Annotated in this window: 18 protein-coding genes; 6 read left to right on the forward strand and 12 right to left on the reverse strand. The window is 62.9% G+C overall.

The window, feature by feature from the left end:
• Nucleotides 1-50 precede the first annotated feature (50 nt).
• The 7 genes from RhoBH5_RS15955 to RhoBH5_RS15985 all read right to left on the reverse strand — a co-directional run bounded on the left by RhoBH5_RS15955 (nt 51) and on the right by RhoBH5_RS15985 (nt 6976).
• On the reverse strand, nt 51-1433 hold the full coding sequence (locus RhoBH5_RS15955) for a tripartite tricarboxylate transporter permease (RefSeq protein WP_003941745.1): 1383 nt from the start codon (nt 1431-1433) through the stop codon (nt 51-53).
• The gene (locus RhoBH5_RS15960) at nt 1430-1921 is read right to left on the reverse strand and encodes a hypothetical protein (protein WP_003941716.1); all 492 of its coding nucleotides are present in this window, start codon (nt 1919-1921) and stop codon (nt 1430-1432) included. The genes RhoBH5_RS15955 and RhoBH5_RS15960 overlap by 4 nt, the downstream gene beginning before the upstream one ends.
• 76 nt (nt 1922-1997) lie before the next feature.
• A complete protein-coding gene (locus RhoBH5_RS15965; protein WP_270008504.1) occupies nt 1998-2966 on the reverse strand; it encodes a hydroxymethylglutaryl-CoA lyase in 969 nt (322 codons plus the stop codon).
• Between the two features lie 5 nt (nt 2967-2971).
• On the reverse strand, nt 2972-4255 hold the full coding sequence (locus RhoBH5_RS15970; protein WP_042450131.1) for a hydroxymethylglutaryl-CoA reductase, degradative: 1284 nt from the start codon (nt 4253-4255) through the stop codon (nt 2972-2974).
• Nucleotides 4256-4367: 112 nt separating this feature from the next.
• Nucleotides 4368-6338 (reverse strand): helix-turn-helix domain-containing protein, encoded by a 1971-nt coding sequence (locus RhoBH5_RS15975; RefSeq protein ID WP_270008505.1) that lies wholly within the window; start codon nt 6336-6338, stop codon nt 4368-4370.
• Nucleotides 6339-6348: 10 nt separating this feature from the next.
• A complete protein-coding gene (locus tag RhoBH5_RS15980; protein WP_030537101.1) occupies nt 6349-6864 on the reverse strand; it encodes a tail fiber domain-containing protein in 516 nt (171 codons plus the stop codon).
• On the reverse strand, nt 6848-6976 hold the full coding sequence (locus tag RhoBH5_RS15985; RefSeq protein WP_003941742.1) for a hypothetical protein: 129 nt from the start codon (nt 6974-6976) through the stop codon (nt 6848-6850). Before RhoBH5_RS15985 ends, RhoBH5_RS15980 begins: the two co-directional genes overlap by 17 nt.
• A gap of 288 nt (nt 6977-7264) precedes the next feature.
• Between RhoBH5_RS15985 and RhoBH5_RS15990 the strand changes: the two genes are divergently transcribed.
• Nucleotides 7265-7429, forward strand: coding sequence for a hypothetical protein (locus RhoBH5_RS15990; protein ID WP_180279628.1), 165 nt, complete (start codon nt 7265-7267; stop codon nt 7427-7429).
• A 5-nt stretch (nt 7430-7434) separates the two neighbouring features.
• Here RhoBH5_RS15990 and RhoBH5_RS15995 read toward each other — a convergent pair whose 3' ends face one another.
• The 3 genes from RhoBH5_RS15995 to RhoBH5_RS16005 form a co-directional block, all read right to left on the reverse strand.
• Nucleotides 7435-7809: a VOC family protein gene (locus RhoBH5_RS15995; RefSeq protein WP_030537100.1), complete on the reverse strand. Its 375-nt coding sequence runs from the start codon at nt 7807-7809 to the stop codon at nt 7435-7437.
• Nucleotides 7810-7838: 29 nt separating this feature from the next.
• Complete coding sequence (locus tag RhoBH5_RS16000) at nt 7839-8252, reverse strand: VOC family protein (protein ID WP_007733099.1); 414 nt, start codon at nt 8250-8252, stop codon at nt 7839-7841.
• Nucleotides 8253-8353: 101 nt separating this feature from the next.
• Nucleotides 8354-8926 carry a helix-turn-helix domain-containing protein gene (locus RhoBH5_RS16005; RefSeq protein WP_030537098.1) on the reverse strand — a complete coding sequence of 191 codons (573 nt, stop codon included), beginning with the start codon at nt 8924-8926 and terminating at the stop codon, nt 8354-8356.
• A 106-nt stretch (nt 8927-9032) separates the two neighbouring features.
• Between RhoBH5_RS16005 and RhoBH5_RS16010 the strand changes: the two genes are divergently transcribed.
• Nucleotides 9033-9704: an AzlC family ABC transporter permease gene (locus tag RhoBH5_RS16010; RefSeq protein WP_270008506.1), complete on the forward strand. Its 672-nt coding sequence runs from the start codon at nt 9033-9035 to the stop codon at nt 9702-9704.
• On the forward strand, nt 9701-10021 hold the full coding sequence (locus tag RhoBH5_RS16015; RefSeq protein ID WP_007733089.1) for an AzlD domain-containing protein: 321 nt from the start codon (nt 9701-9703) through the stop codon (nt 10019-10021). The genes RhoBH5_RS16010 and RhoBH5_RS16015 overlap by 4 nt, the downstream gene beginning before the upstream one ends.
• Here the strand turns inward: RhoBH5_RS16015 and RhoBH5_RS16020 are convergent.
• Entirely contained in the window at nt 10007-10663 is a 657-nt protein-coding gene (locus RhoBH5_RS16020; protein WP_007733086.1) for a TetR/AcrR family transcriptional regulator C-terminal domain-containing protein, read from the reverse strand. The genes RhoBH5_RS16015 and RhoBH5_RS16020 overlap by 15 nt on opposite strands.
• 164 nt (nt 10664-10827) lie before the next feature.
• On the opposite strand from RhoBH5_RS16020, the gene bioB reads away from it, so the two are divergent.
• Genes bioB through RhoBH5_RS16035 form a run of 3 tightly spaced genes read left to right on the forward strand, consistent with a single transcriptional unit; the run spans nt 10828 to nt 12664 of the window.
• A complete protein-coding gene (bioB, locus tag RhoBH5_RS16025) occupies nt 10828-11841 on the forward strand; it encodes a biotin synthase BioB (RefSeq protein ID WP_270008531.1) in 1014 nt (337 codons plus the stop codon).
• Nucleotides 11838-12062 carry a biotin synthase auxiliary protein BsaP gene (gene bsaP, locus RhoBH5_RS16030; protein WP_003941741.1) on the forward strand — a complete coding sequence of 75 codons (225 nt, stop codon included), beginning with the start codon at nt 11838-11840 and terminating at the stop codon, nt 12060-12062. The genes bioB and bsaP overlap by 4 nt, the downstream gene beginning before the upstream one ends.
• Before the next feature lie 11 nt (nt 12063-12073).
• Nucleotides 12074-12664 (forward strand): DUF2567 domain-containing protein, encoded by a 591-nt coding sequence (locus RhoBH5_RS16035; protein ID WP_058226961.1) that lies wholly within the window; start codon nt 12074-12076, stop codon nt 12662-12664.
• Between the two features lie 11 nt (nt 12665-12675).
• On the opposite strand, the gene RhoBH5_RS16040 is transcribed toward RhoBH5_RS16035, so the two are convergent.
• The gene (locus tag RhoBH5_RS16040) at nt 12676-13506 is read right to left on the reverse strand and encodes an SDR family NAD(P)-dependent oxidoreductase (protein WP_270008507.1); all 831 of its coding nucleotides are present in this window, start codon (nt 13504-13506) and stop codon (nt 12676-12678) included.
• Nucleotides 13507-13524 lie beyond the last annotated feature (18 nt).

Below are 13524 nucleotides of genomic sequence, written 5' to 3' on the forward strand. Positions count from 1 at the left end.
CGGACCCGCAGTTTGTTGCGGGTCCGCACGTGGTGGTGGAGTCGACCGATTCAGAACAGATTGATCAGGGCAGGAACACTGAACAGCGCTACGTAGTAACCCATGAACAGAACTCCGCCGTGAATCTTGAACAGGCGCCCGAGAAGGCCACCGACCAGGCCGACCGTCACGGTGATCAGAAGCCCGAGGATGCCGCCCTCCCAGATGCTGATGACGACGACGAGTCCCGTGAACACCGCGATCACAGCTTCGTGACTGATGTGCTTGACCACCGCTGACGCAGCGCGGTACGCGTAGTTCATGGCAAACGGGTATGCGATGACCGTTGCCGTGACCACTGCGAGCAGGCCGTAGAGCAGGAACTCCCACTGCGTCAGGTACGTGGAGAGATTGTTGATCACTCCGGTTTCCTGATTGGTCTCGAACACCGGTGGAGCGTTGAACAGAGGGGCTGCGGGGCCTGCCGCGAGCGGGCTGAGCGGAAGGCCGAAAGCGACGAGTGGGATGAGGGTTTCCGCGATGTAGGTGGATTCCGTCGTACCGTTCTTCGCCGAGACCATTGTGGTCAGTCGGTGATAGCCGTTCTTGATCCGCGCACCTACCAGCTCACCCATCAGAACAGTCATGGCGACCGGGCTGAAGACGAAGGTTGCGCTCGACACCGTGGAAGCGGCGGCGGTGTAACCGATCTGCTTGCGATCGAGGACCTTCAGAGGATTGGGGAAGTATCCCTTCCATCCTTTGATGTCCGGGGCCAATGCAACGGTTTTGGGTTCACTGCGTTCCATGTCCTTACGGCTCGACGGGCCCAAGGTCAATGCGAGGTCCGCGATCAGCGGCCCGACTGCGATCGCAAGGAAGTAGCTGATGTTCAGCGATACATCGTAATTCGACGTCAACGCGCGGGCGCCGAGGATCAAGATGACGAAGGGAACGAGGGCGACAACCCCGGCCCAGCGGCCTGGTGAGGCGTAGGCGATGCCGATGGCGGCGACCAGGAACAGCCACGGTGCTATCGACTGAACGGTGTCCGCGAACGGCGCGAGGATGGTCGCGAACAAAACGGCAACCGGCACAGCGACGAACGCCGAGATCACTGCTCCCGAGATCGCCTTGCGGAGTGCGATGTGCGGGATGCCGAGTGAGCGCATCATCTGCGCTTCCGGCAAGAGTGGAATCGCCATCGTGTCGCCGGGAATGCCCAGCAGCATCGTCGGCACCGCGTGTGTCATGTGTTTGGCGATCGCACCGGAGAGGAAGAACGTGAAGACCGCCGCCGGGGGAGCGCCGAGCAGAATCACGAGCAGAGTCAGTGGTGCGATCGTGGCGGTCTCGTCCGTGCCGGAGATCAATCCGATGAACGTGAATGCGACCGCACCGATGATGCCGAAGAGAACGGCAATCAGAATTTCGTTGGTCAGAACCGAACTCATGCGCGCCCACCGTCCTTCGGTGTGTTCGAGACCCGTGCGTGCTCGGCCTCGGCAGCGGCGAAGTGGTCGTACAGACCCAGCTCGCGAAGTTCCTGTCGGCTCTGCTCCGGAATGTCGGCGAGAGTGCCCAGACCCTGGCGCTGTTCACTCATCGTCGTGATGACACCGTCGATCGACTCCGCGTCGGCGGCGGCCAAGGCGACTATCCGCTTCGGCTTGATGAAGATTCCGCAGACCACGCCGGCGAGCAGGCAGGCCGCGATGCCGACCAGAAGGCTGTACGCCTGGGCCAACGACGGTTCGCTGACGACCCGTTCGAACAGTGCCTGGGCCGCGAGAAGGGCCGAGGCGCCGACGACACTGCCGACTGCAACGGAGATCGCGAGGTGTCGACCGTTGACGGTGTCGCCCCAGACTTCGAGGTATGTCTGCTGCTCGGTCGGCTCGGTTGTGGTGGTCGGCGTCGTTGCCGGCTGCGGTGGTGACATCAGTCTTCTCCAGTGTCATGCATGGCGGGGTCGTACAGGGAAGGGCTTGCGAGATGAGGGGCTTGCGTTGCGGGTGTCAGGTGCGTGCTGCGCGGAGGGCGGTGACAACTCGGGACGGGCTCGAGTGGCCGATCTGTTCGGCCATCCAGATGCTTGTATCGGTGAGCGAATCCAGGTCGATGCCGGTGTCGATCCCGAGGCCGTGGAGCATCCACACCAGATCCTCGGTGGCGAGATTTCCGGTCGCGCCCTTGGCATATGGGCACCGTCCGAGACCACCTGCGGAACTGTCGAATTCGGATACCCCAGCGGTCAACGACGCATAGACGTTCGACAGCGCCTGGCCGTAGGTGTCGTGAAAGTGCATGGCGATCTGCGATGTGGGGATGCCACGTTCTCGGAGGGCGCCGAGCAAAGCGAGCACATGGCCAGGTGTGCCGACGCCGATGGTGTCGCCGAGTGAGAGTGACGTGACACCGCTGTCGATCAGGGTCTTTGCGATGTCGGCGACACGCTCGACGGGCACGGAGCCTTCCCAGGGGTCGCCGAAGCACATGGAGATGTAGCCGCGGACGGGAAGTCCCAGGGCTCGGGCGACCGTAGTGACCTCGGCAGCCGCGGCGATCGCGCCGTCCACCGTGGAATTGAGGTTGCGTTTCGCGAATTCCTCTGTGGCGCTGACGAATACTGCAACCTCGCTTGCTCCGGCGGCGACGGCCCGCTCGAGACCCTTGCGGTTCGGGACAAGAACGACCGTACGTACCGAGTCCGGCAGGTGCAGCCGACCCATCAATTCTTCCGCGTCCGCAAGTTGCGGGATCCATCGAGGTGAGACGAAACTCGTCAATTCGACAGTGCGGGAGCCGGCCGCGACCAGGCGTTCGATGAACTGGGCTTTCGTCTCGGTCGGGATCACCGCTGTTTCCGCTTGAAGTCCGTCGCGTGGCCCGACTTCGTAGATCCGGACCGAGGTCGGCAGCCCCGGTGCCGGCACTCGATGAGGCGCCGGCTTCCACACCGGTGATCCTGCAACTGTTTCGGTCATTGTCGTCAGTTTCCGCCGCGGATCTCGGCGAGGACCTTCTCGGCATGCTCGACGCGAATGCTCTTGTCCGCGATCAGGCGTGCAACCACGGCGTCGATCTCGCTCTTCTGCGCTCCGGCGGTGGCAGCGATGTTGCGGGCGTGCAGCCCCATGTGTCCGCGCTGGACACCCTCACTGGCCAGAACGCGGACCGCAGCCAGGTTCTGCGCCAGGCCGACTGCCAGGATGATGCCGGCGAGTTCCTCGGCGCTCTCGACGCCGAGCATCTTGATTGCGGCCTGCGCTACGGGGTGCACTTTGGTGGCCCCGCCGACGAGGCCGACCGGCATGGGTAGCTCGAGGGTGCCGACGATGTTTCCGTCGGCATTCTTCTCGAAATGCGAGAGCGACGAGTAGATTCCGTCGGCGTTGACTGCATGGGAGTGGCACCCGGCTTCGACTGCGCGCGTGTCATTTCCGGTCGCCAGCACCACGGCGCTGATGCCGTTCATGATGCCCTTGTTGTGCGTCGCGGCGCGGTAGGGATCCAGCTCCGCCAAGCGTGCGGCATGGATCAGGTTGTCCACAACCTCTGCGCCGCCGATCAATTCGGCGTCGAACACGGCGCGAACGCGTGTCAGCCGCAGATCGGCCTTGTTGGTGAGGATGCGCAGGACGACGTGTCCGCCGCCGATCTCGGCGACTCGATCCGCGATTGCCTCGGCCATCGTGTTGACGGCGTTGGCGCCCATGGCATCTCGTACGTCGACGTGAAGGTGAAGGACGACGTAGGTGGCCTTGTCCGAAGAAACGATGCGTACCGAAACGTCCTTCACGCCACCGCCGACGCTGACCAGTTTCGGGTCCTGTTCGTTGGCGAGTGCAATGATTTCTTCACGTGCCTCGAGGAGTCGGATACGGGCGGCTGCCGGATCCACGACGTCGACGAGTTGTATCTGGGCCTGCATGATCGGCGGGGTACTCGAGACGTGAAAGCCGCCGAGTCCGCGTGCGATGCGAGCAGCGTTGCTTGCGGCTGCGACCACCGACGGCTCCTCGGTGGCGAGCGGGATCAGGTAGTCCGTGCCGTTGACTGTGAAGTTGGTGGCCACGCCGACCGGGATGCCGATGACGCCGAGGACGTTCTCGACCATGCGATCGGCCTGGTCGATGGTGAGGCCGTCGGCGGCGTCGTAGACCGCGATGTCTGCTTCGGTCAGGTCGGTCTGGCGGACGATCTCGGCGCGTCGTGCGGCGACGTCGTAGGACCGGAAATCGGCGATGCGGCTGTTGATGGACCGGTTGTTCATAGACACGTGGGGTCGTCCTCCTGAAGTGGTTCTGTGCTCCGCTTCACAGTAGGGAGGTCGATGCCTGCCAGGCCACGTGCTCACGACACATCGATCGGTCGAAATTGTAGTGTCATGCACCATCGGTGCTGTCGGTGATGCCGCTTCCGGCCTCTTCGGTTCCCACGTCCCGAAGTTCGTCGAGCCTCGTCGCCATGGACACCCGGAAAAAGTTCTCGTCTTCGCGCCACGATTGACCGAGGAGCGTACGGATGCGGTCGAGACGCTGAACGACGGTGTTGGGGTGGTAGTTGAGTGCGCGGGCAGCCTTGGTCGGGCTGCCGTCGTTGCGTACCAGGGCACGAAGGGTCGCGGTGAGATCGGTGTCCTTGTCGCGGTCGTACGCGCGTACCGGGCCGATTACTTCGTCGATGAACTGATGAAGTGATTCCGGATTTTCGCCGAACAGAACGGTGTACGGCAGATATGACGCCGTCGTGACCGCGCCGTCGGTCTTGCCCAATGCCGTGAGTAGGCGGGCCGTGCGCAGCGCCGAGGTGAAGCGCGCCGGGAGCTCTTCGGGGCGTTCCGCCGTCGCCGGCGCAATGACTACTGCGTGCGGTCCTACCGAACCGGTGATCTGACGGTGAATGACCGTCGCCGCGGCTGCCGGGTTTCCCGAGCGCGAGACCACCGCGATCAATCCGGCATGCTGCGCCGCCAACCCCGCTACCGGCAGAGACTGCCCGATTGCGCGGAGCGCGGCGGTGCGGAGTTCCGGAGCGACCGACACCACGAGGACGGTGTCCAGTTCGCCGAGGGAGATGCCGAGGTTTCGGGTCCTACGTTCGAGATCGCGCCTGCGCTCGGGCGCAGTGCTCAGCAAGTCGGCGACCAGTTCGTCACGTGCACGCCGGTCCGCTGCTGCCGCCGCCGAGTGTTGCAACACGAGGATGGCAGTGACCTGAGCTGCCCGTTCCACGGTCCGGAGTTCGACGGGGCCGATCGGCGCGTCCGAATGATTCAGCAAGATGGCCCCGAGGAACGATTCTCCGGCGGTTACGGCGCTGACGAGTTGGATCACGGTCTCACTGTCGGCGACGAACGTGCATCGGCCGCTTCGGCGACTCTGGTCGATGGCCTCGGACACGGCGGGAGGTAGTGACATCGGCACCGTCGTGATCTGCTCGCCAGAGGATTTCACGAGTGGGCGTAGCTCACTGTCGACGACGACGGTGCTGCGCTCGAGAGAGCTGCTGAGAGTTCGTGCAACCTGGGCGTATCCGCCGCCGCGGAGAACGGCGTGGATCAGATCCTGGTGGACGACGTTCGATTTGTCCCGCGCGGACACGTGTTCGCGCAGCTCGTCGAGTGCTCGCCCGGTCTCGGCAGCGGATTCCTCGGCGCGGTCGAGTGCCCGCGCGGTTTGCAGGACCACCGAGGCGTGATCAGCCAGCGCCGAGAGCAGGGCGATCTGATCTGCGGTAAATCGTCGTTCCCGACGGTCGGCGGCAAACAGGACTCCGAGGATCTGGCCGTCGGAGAGCATCGGCACGCCGAGAATCGCCACCAGACCCTCGGCGACGATCGCGGCATCGACCACTTCGTCATGGCGCGACTGCGTGTAGTCGCTGTAGTTCTGAACCCATTGGGCTGCTCGAGATTCGGCAATCGCGCTGACCAGTCCCGCGCCGGCAGGAACTTGCAGATGCTGGAGTTCCGGCGAGACCGCGCCGGCCGTCTTTCGAACATTCAGGTCACGAGTGATCACGTCGAACTCGGACAGGTACGTGACGTCGGTGCCCATGATGTCGTGTGCGCGGTTGACCAGCCTCTGCAGCAGTGTGTCCACGTCGCGAACCTGCGCGAGCTCACGTGCACTCGAATAGAGAACCGCCAATTCGTTCTCGCGACGGCGAAGTCGCCGAAATTCCGACCGACTGGCCCGGATGCGGGCCGCGGTCTCCGCGACCTCCGTTGCGCCAAAGCCGAATTCGGCAAGTACCTGTTCGACATGTTCGTCGCCGACTGCATCGGACGTCACGTCGAACAGCGCGGCAATCACGTTGGGCGCTGAGTCGGAGTCTGAATCAGGGGCGGTCACACCGAACAAACTACAGACCGGTGGATCCACCGAATTCGTCGAGCGGTGTGGATATGTGATTGTTGTTTGTTTCCAATGCATTCCGAGTCGTGCTCGTGTCTCCCGTTTCCCGTCTCAGTCTGTTCACGTCCTTCTCGAGCGCGCTGACTTCTGTCTCGAGGGCACTGATTTTGCGGTTCAACGCTTGGATGCTCGCCATGCAGACGCCGTTCGCGTCGACGGCGGAGATCCGGCGGGCGTTGGATCCCAAGCCGAAAATCGCCGCAAAGTCTTGCGCCATCGGACCCAGGTGACGGACCGACTTGTGGTCGAATCCGTAACTCCACGTACTTATTCGGAGTGCCGTCAACCGGTCGAGCACGTCCTGCGCGCTCGTCGGAACATCTACGCCGGTATGCACGCCACGTCGATGCGCGGCCCGTGCGAACACCCACTGCGCGGGGTGTCGCATCGCGGCGTTCACCCGAATACCGACCCGAGTGCCCAAAAATTCAGTGCGCTCGCCCTCGTCAGGCGGTGAGTTCACGTCGTGCGGTTTTGACGGTCTTGTCGCTCAGCAGAATTCCCGCTCCTGCGCCGAGCAGTCCGAGGCCGATTCCGACAGCGGCGCTGCCGAGGCCCAAAGCAATTCCCAACATGATTCCTCCAAAAATTGTGCGGTGAATTGAGGGGCCAGGTGTCCGACGAAAGTGCTGCCGACCTGCTCCGCGCTCATCTTTCACATTGCTCCGCCGTGCGGGCGATGACAACCCGTCTGGACCGAATTTCTCGTGGAAAACACAGGCGTGCAACACTGGGTGAAGAACTGCTGAGTCATCGGCGTCTTGTCGGCGCCGTACGGGCGGCAGTAATTGAGTAGCCATCGACCGATCTCTAACGCAGGTTTATCTGCGCGCGGCAACGATGACCAGGCAAAAGGGTGGCATGTGAACGAATCGAGCAGTGGCTTGTTTTCCGACCTCAGCGCGTCGGAGCCCGTTGTCGACGCAAAAAGCGCCGAGCAACTGGCTGCCGAGCGTGAAACTGCGGCAGCAGAACGCTCCAACACCGACACCGCTGAACAGCGGCAGTCGCGGCTGTTCAGCGGTTAAGCGCGTCAGGACTCCTTGATCACCGACAGAACATTGCCGGCGGGATCGGTGAACCACGCGATGTCGGGGCCGTTGCCACGCATGATGCCTCGCGCATCCTGGGGGAATCCGTCGTATTTGAGAAACTCCACGCCACGTGCGGTCAGTTGGTCGACGGTTGTGTCGATGTCGTCGACGACGAAGTTGAGAATTGTGTAGGTCGCCGCTTCGTGATTCGGCTTCGGATAAACGAGGATCTCGGTTCCGCCGGCAAGATGTAGGCGAATCAGTCCCATGTCTCCGTCGGTTACCTTCAACCCGAGTGTTTCGCCGTAGAACTTCTTTGCAGAGTCGATGTCTGTCACCGAAAATCCGCTGAATGCTTTCGTGTCTGTAAGCATGACTATCTCCGTTCTCAGCGGTTGCCGGACTAGGTGGTTTGGGAATCCGTCATTCCGGATTCCATCTCGGCCCTGGCTTCCTCGCTGAACTCGATGATCTGAACGTAGTTTCCGTCGGGGTCGATCGCAGTGGCGAACAAACTGCCCCCGCGGTCTTCGAGTGGAGCGTGCCAGTTTCCGCCGAGCGTATCGATGCGCTGTGCGATCGACCGGGCGTCGTCGGTTTCGACGTTGAGGAACATGCGACCCGGCTGGGGGTTGGTCTCGCCGACGTCGTCGCGTCTGTCGAGCATCACGTAGAAACCGTTGAAGTCGAGCACGTCGTAGCCGGGTTCGCCGGGAGTCCGGTCGACCTTCGGGGCGAACGCCTCGGCGTACCAGTCGCGCAAGCGTTCGGGGTCGGTGCTCGAGAGCAAAATGCTGCTGATGCTGGATCCGGACATGGGTCCTCCTGCTGTCGGTCGTTACTGTCGTCGGCAATCGAGGCTCTGGCCACGTCACCTCCCAGATACAGACTTCCCGCAGCGGCGAAACTCATCGCGGCTCAGGTGTGTTCCGACACCAAGATCGCTGTCGTCCCTGGTTCGAGCGCCCGAAAGATGTGCTCCTCGTCGCCGGGATAAGCAAGATAATCGCCCGGTCCGAGTTCGATCGGATTTGCAGTGGGCCCGACCTCCGCCCGTCCGGTGCCGATCACGACGTGTTCGGTGGTGCCGCGTGCATGCGGAGTGGAAATACGCGGCTCGCCCGGTTCGGCGACTATCCGATACAGATCGCGTCGTGCGTTCGGTGGGCTCGGCGCCAAGAGCGTCGCGATGTACGACGCGTTTGCCGACGCAATCGCGGGACCTTCTCCGGCTCGAATCAACTGAACGGTCTGTGCCTGAGAGTCGACGAGTTGTGAGAACGGCACGCCCAATGCGTTTCCGAGTGCCCACAGTGTTTCGAGGCTCGGATTTCCGAGTCCGGATTCGAGTTGGGAGAGTGTGGACTTGGCGATATCGGCGCGCCGGGCGACCTCCGAAAGGCTCAAGCCTGCTCGGGCACGTTCGCGTTTGAGTGCGACGGCGACCAGTTTCTGAGGAGTCTCCGCTGTATCCGTTTCATTACTGGGCATCGTTCGATTCTCCGATCGATCGTTCTACTTGACGAACGGTGTCACTTCGTTCAACATAGAATACATGCGTTCTTTATAGCGAACAGTTGATCGAGACACGGTTCGGGTGAGCGTGCTGATCTGTCTCTCCGTGGCCATCGTCGGTGTGTCCTACGGTGTGACGGCGGGATCGGCTGGATTCTCGTTGTGGCAGCTTTTGGCGTTGGCTGTACTCGTTCTGGGAGCGTCTTCGGAGTTCTTGTTCATCGGAATCATCGCGGCCGGAGGCGGCGCCGTCGCTGCAGTTGTAGCCGGCTTGCTGATCAACTCCCGAAACTTCGCCTACGGATTGGCAGCGGGATCTTTTCTCGGCGAGGCTCGCCACACGGATTCAGGCTGGCGCAGGGGCTCGGGCTGGCGCAAGTTGGTCGGCGCGCACCTGGTCAACGACGAAAGCGTCGCGGTTGCCATGGCGCAGGGCTCGGTGAAGCAGAAGCGTGCGGCCTTCTGGTTCTGTGGGATCGGGATCGCGGTGTCGTGGCCGATCGGAGCTCTCCTGGGCGGGCTGCTCGGCAGAGTCGTCCGAGACCCCGGCGCGTTGGGATTGGATGCCGCGTTTCCGGTTGTCATTCTGGCCCTTGTCTTTCCTGCGCTGAAGGAGAAGGTGACGCTGCTTGCCGCCCTGATCGGTGCAGCAGTCGCGGTGGCCACGTCGCCGTTCCTGCCGCCCGGTACCGCGCCGCTCGTTGCGCTGCTGAGTATCGCGGTGACGATACCGTTCCGGGAGAAGGTTCGATGAATACCGCGTCGGTCTGGATCGGTATTGTCGTGTTCGCTTGCGGTTCTTACGCTTTGCGGGCAAGTGGCGTTCTGCTCCGCGCTCGGGTGAAGCTCTCCGGCTTCGCCGAGAAAACCCTCGATCGTGCTGTCGTGGTGCTGCTGCTCGCAGTGGTTGTGACATCGACGGTCTTCACCGGGCATGACGTTGCGGGGCCGGCGCGGATGCTCGGCGTGGTGGCCGGAGGCATCTGCGCCTGGTTCAAGGCGCCGTTGGTGGTCGTGGTGATTGTCGCTGCCGGCACTACTGCAGTACTCCGACTGTCAGGAGTGTCGTAGAGCCGATTCGATGGGCGTTGAATCGGGGATCGAATTCAGGCGAGTGCGAATGCCGTCGATGAACAGGTCCAGGCCGAACTGGAAGCGCACTGTCGGATCGCCGTCGAGGAGGTCCTCGTCGGAGCCGCCGCCGATCACCTCGGGGGAGTCGGGGGAAATGGGTGCTCGGGTAAGTGCCCCCATTTCTTCCATCTGCGCTCGGGACTGCTCGTCCACGGTATGGCCGAGTACGTAATACAGCAGGGCGTACGCCGCGAGTTGGGCGTGCTCGCGTGAGAGACCGGATTCTTGCCCGGCTTGTACGAAATGCTCGCGCACCTTGCTGTTCGTCATCCGCGAGGCGAAGGTGGCGCTGACCAACTCGGCGCCGTCGCGGTGCGCCAGTAGGGCAGACCGAAGTCTGTGTGCCAGTTCGGAATACGCTTCTTGCCACGTGTCTGCGTCGACGGGGGCGTCGAGGTCTTCGAGGATCTTGTCGACGACCGCGCCCAGCAAGGTCTGTTTGTTCGGGAAATGCCAGTAGAGAGCGCCGGGTTGGACACCTAGTGAGGTCGCGAGCCTGCGCATCGTGAGGTCGGCAAGTCCGAACTCGTCGAGTATCGCCATGGCGCCGTCCAGCACGTCGCCGCGTCGCAACTGCACTTGTTGTTCCCCTCGTTTCGTCCCGCTGTGGAGCGCTTTCGATCGAATGTCGATCGGACCCGCCTTTGACAGTATTCCACCACGTCTCTAACGTGAACACCGTTCAACTTGTACGGTGTTCAATTTTGCTGGTTTCGAAGGAGACGTCTGTGACCCCGCCCCCGATTAGCACGGCCCCTGCGACGGTCGACATCCTCGACCAGGCGCGCGAGCAAGTTCTCGATAGAGGAATTGGCCTGACCGAAAGCCAGGTGCTCGACGTACTCCGACTCGACGACGACAGGCTCGAAGACCTGCTGGCTCTCGCCCACGATGTGCGTATGAAGTGGTGTGGACCGGAGGTCGAGGTCGAGGGCATCATCAGCCTGAAGACGGGCGGCTGCCCTGAGGACTGCCATTTCTGCTCGCAGTCCGGACTCTTCCAGTCGCCGGTTCGCGCGGCGTGGTTGGACATCCCGAGCTTGGTGGAAGCTGCCAAGCAGACTGCGAAGTCGGGCGCTACCGAGTTCTGCATCGTGGCCGCCGTCCGCGGACCTGACGCCCGGTTGCTCGCTCAGGTTGCCGCAGGCATCGAGGCGATCCGCAACGAGGTCGACATCCAGATCGCCTGCTCGCTCGGCATGCTCACCCAGGAGCAGGTCGACCAACTGGCCGCCATGGGTGTGCACCGGTACAACCACAACTTGGAAACTTCGAAGTCGCATTTCCCGAACGTCGTGACCACGCACTCGTGGGAAGAGCGGTGGAACACGCTTCGGATGGTTCGCGAAGCAGGCATGGAAGTGTGCTGCGGCGGAATCCTCGGCATGGGCGAATCCCTGGAGCAGCGCGCAGAATTCGCGGCCAACCTGGCTGAACTGGAGCCGGACGAGGTCCCGCTCAACTTCCTCAACCCGCGTCCGGGTACCCCGTTCGGTGATCTGGACGTGTTGCCCGCCAGCGAGGCGCTCAAGTCCGTGGCGGCATTCCGTCTCGCGCTGCCTCGCACGATCCTGCGCTTCGCGGGTGGACGCGAGATCACTCTCGGCGACCTGGGTGCCAAGCAGGGCATCCTCGGCGGAATCAACGCCGTGATCGTCGGCAACTATCTGACGACCCTCGGACGTCCCGCCGAGAAGGATCTGGATTTGTTGGTGGATCTGCAGATGCCGATCAAAGCACTGAACGACACTCTGTGAGCACTCCGGTGACCGAGGAGCGGTACAACCCGTTCACCGGGCGTCGGATCGTCGACGGCGTCGACGATCCGACGCCGACTGCGGCGTCGATGGGGCTCGAGCCTCCTCGCTTCTGCGAGCAGTGCGGGCGCCGCATGATCGTTCAGGTCAGCCCTGACGGATGGTGGGCGAAATGCTCCCGACACGGTGTCGTCGACTCGATCGACGTCGCCCGCAGGTAGCGTCACTCTGTGTGATCTCTCTTCGGCAGACTCGTCTGCGCACCGCGATCGTGATCGCCGCAACCATTGCGGGCGTGAGCGTGCTCGTCGGTGTGCTGTGGGCGTTCTTGGCTCCGGCCGAGCACCTGTTGGTGGTGTCCGAGGGGCGCGGCGTCGCGTTGACGGGTGAGAGCCTCCATCAGTTCGACGCGAGCGCCGTGTTCATCTGGCTGGCACTGATCGTCGGTGTGCTGTCGGCGGTGGCGGCCTGGTTGGCACGCCTGAGTCGAGGTCCTTATGCCCTGGGCGGGTTGATAGTCGGTTCAGTGGCAGGTACCGGACTGATGGCACTCGTGGGTTCGGGCGTGACAAAACTGCGTTTCCCCACGGCCGACAATCCGGCGGTCGGGGAGATCATTGCGCGGGCCCCGAACGTCGGAACTTTGCTCGTGCTTCTGTTTCAGCCGCTCGCGGCCTGCGTCGTGACATTGGTTCTTGCAGTGCTCAATCCGTACGACGACCTCGGGGTGGGGGACCACCCGGAATCCGGGGATCCGGAATCTGGGGATCCGGCCACCGACACCGAACAGGCCGAAGTCGAGAGCCAGCCGAAACTTCCGTAACTGTTGCGTCGCTAGGCCGGCGAGGTCGACGAGCGCTTGGTTTCGGCTTTCATTCGCACGTCACCCAACAGTCGCCCGGAAATCAGCGCGCCCAACCGGCGGGTTGCGAAGCGAGTGCTGATCGAGGACACCCAGTTCGGCAGTCCCGATACGACGGTCGGCGGCGCGTTGCGTCGATCCAGTGCTCGGAAAGCGGTGTCCACCACCTGAGTTGCCGTCTGCATTCGCCCGACCGCTGCGTCTTCGGAGCCGACTACGTCGAAGAACTCGGTGCGCGTCGGACCGGGGCACACCACCAATACAGTCAATCCACTGCCGCGAGCTTCGGCCCAGAGTGCTTCGGTGAAGTTGAGTACAAACGCCTTGGATGCGCCGTAGACGGCCATGCCCGGTGTCGGCTGGAACGACGCTGTGCTGGCGATGTTGACCAGTGCTCCGCGGCCGGTGAGAAGGTCGGGCAGGAATGTGTGTGTCAGCTCGACCAGCGTGGCGATGTTGAGCTGAATCTCGGACGTGACGCGCTCGAGATCTTCGTCCACGAATGCCCCGTGTGTTCCGAATCCGGCGTTGTTGATCAGCGAGTCGACGGTGATGCCACGGTTTGTCAGCTCCTGGTGCAGCGATGCACCGACGCCGGGTGCGGCCAGGTCGGCGGGCAGGACTGTCACGATGATGCCGTGGGCGCCACGGAGTTCGGTGGCGAGTGCCTCGAGGCGGTCGGCCCGCCTGGCGACCAGAACCAGGTTTGCGCCGCGAGCGGCAAAGCGATGAGCGAATTCCACTCCGAGCCCAGCGCTGGCTCCGGTGATGAGGACGGTGGTTCCGGCTACGTCGATGGCCATGGTGGCTCCTTCGGTTCG

Origin of the sequence: Rhodococcus sp. BH5, from assembly GCF_027583855.1 — a bacterium.
GTDB lineage: Bacteria > Actinomycetota > Actinomycetes > Mycobacteriales > Mycobacteriaceae > Rhodococcus_F > Rhodococcus_F qingshengii.

What these genes read in the sequence shown, in the direction of transcription:
- RhoBH5_RS16000 (WP_007733099.1), bottom strand. Translation starts at nt 8,252, where the DNA reads ATGTCCGGATCCAGCATCAGCAGCATTTTGCTCTCGAGCACCGACCCC.
- RhoBH5_RS15970 (WP_042450131.1), bottom strand. Translation starts at nt 4,255, where the DNA reads ATGAACAACCGGTCCATCAACAGCCGCATCGCCGATTTCCGGTCCTAC.
- RhoBH5_RS15960 (WP_003941716.1), bottom strand. Translation starts at nt 1,921, where the DNA reads ATGTCACCACCGCAGCCGGCAACGACGCCGACCACCACAACCGAGCCG.
- RhoBH5_RS15985 (WP_003941742.1), bottom strand. Translation starts at nt 6,976, where the DNA reads ATGTTGGGAATTGCTTTGGGCCTCGGCAGCGCCGCTGTCGGAATCGGC.
- RhoBH5_RS16015 (WP_007733089.1), top strand. Translation starts at nt 9,701, where the DNA reads ATGAATACCGCGTCGGTCTGGATCGGTATTGTCGTGTTCGCTTGCGGT.
- RhoBH5_RS15995 (WP_030537100.1), bottom strand. Translation starts at nt 7,809, where the DNA reads ATGCTTACAGACACGAAAGCATTCAGCGGATTTTCGGTGACAGACATC.
- RhoBH5_RS16040 (WP_270008507.1), bottom strand. Translation starts at nt 13,506, where the DNA reads ATGGCCATCGACGTAGCCGGAACCACCGTCCTCATCACCGGAGCCAGC.
- RhoBH5_RS15955 (WP_003941745.1), bottom strand. Translation starts at nt 1,433, where the DNA reads ATGAGTTCGGTTCTGACCAACGAAATTCTGATTGCCGTTCTCTTCGGC.
- RhoBH5_RS16005 (WP_030537098.1), bottom strand. Translation starts at nt 8,926, where the DNA reads ATGCCCAGTAATGAAACGGATACAGCGGAGACTCCTCAGAAACTGGTC.
- RhoBH5_RS15965 (WP_270008504.1), bottom strand. Translation starts at nt 2,966, where the DNA reads ATGACCGAAACAGTTGCAGGATCACCGGTGTGGAAGCCGGCGCCTCAT.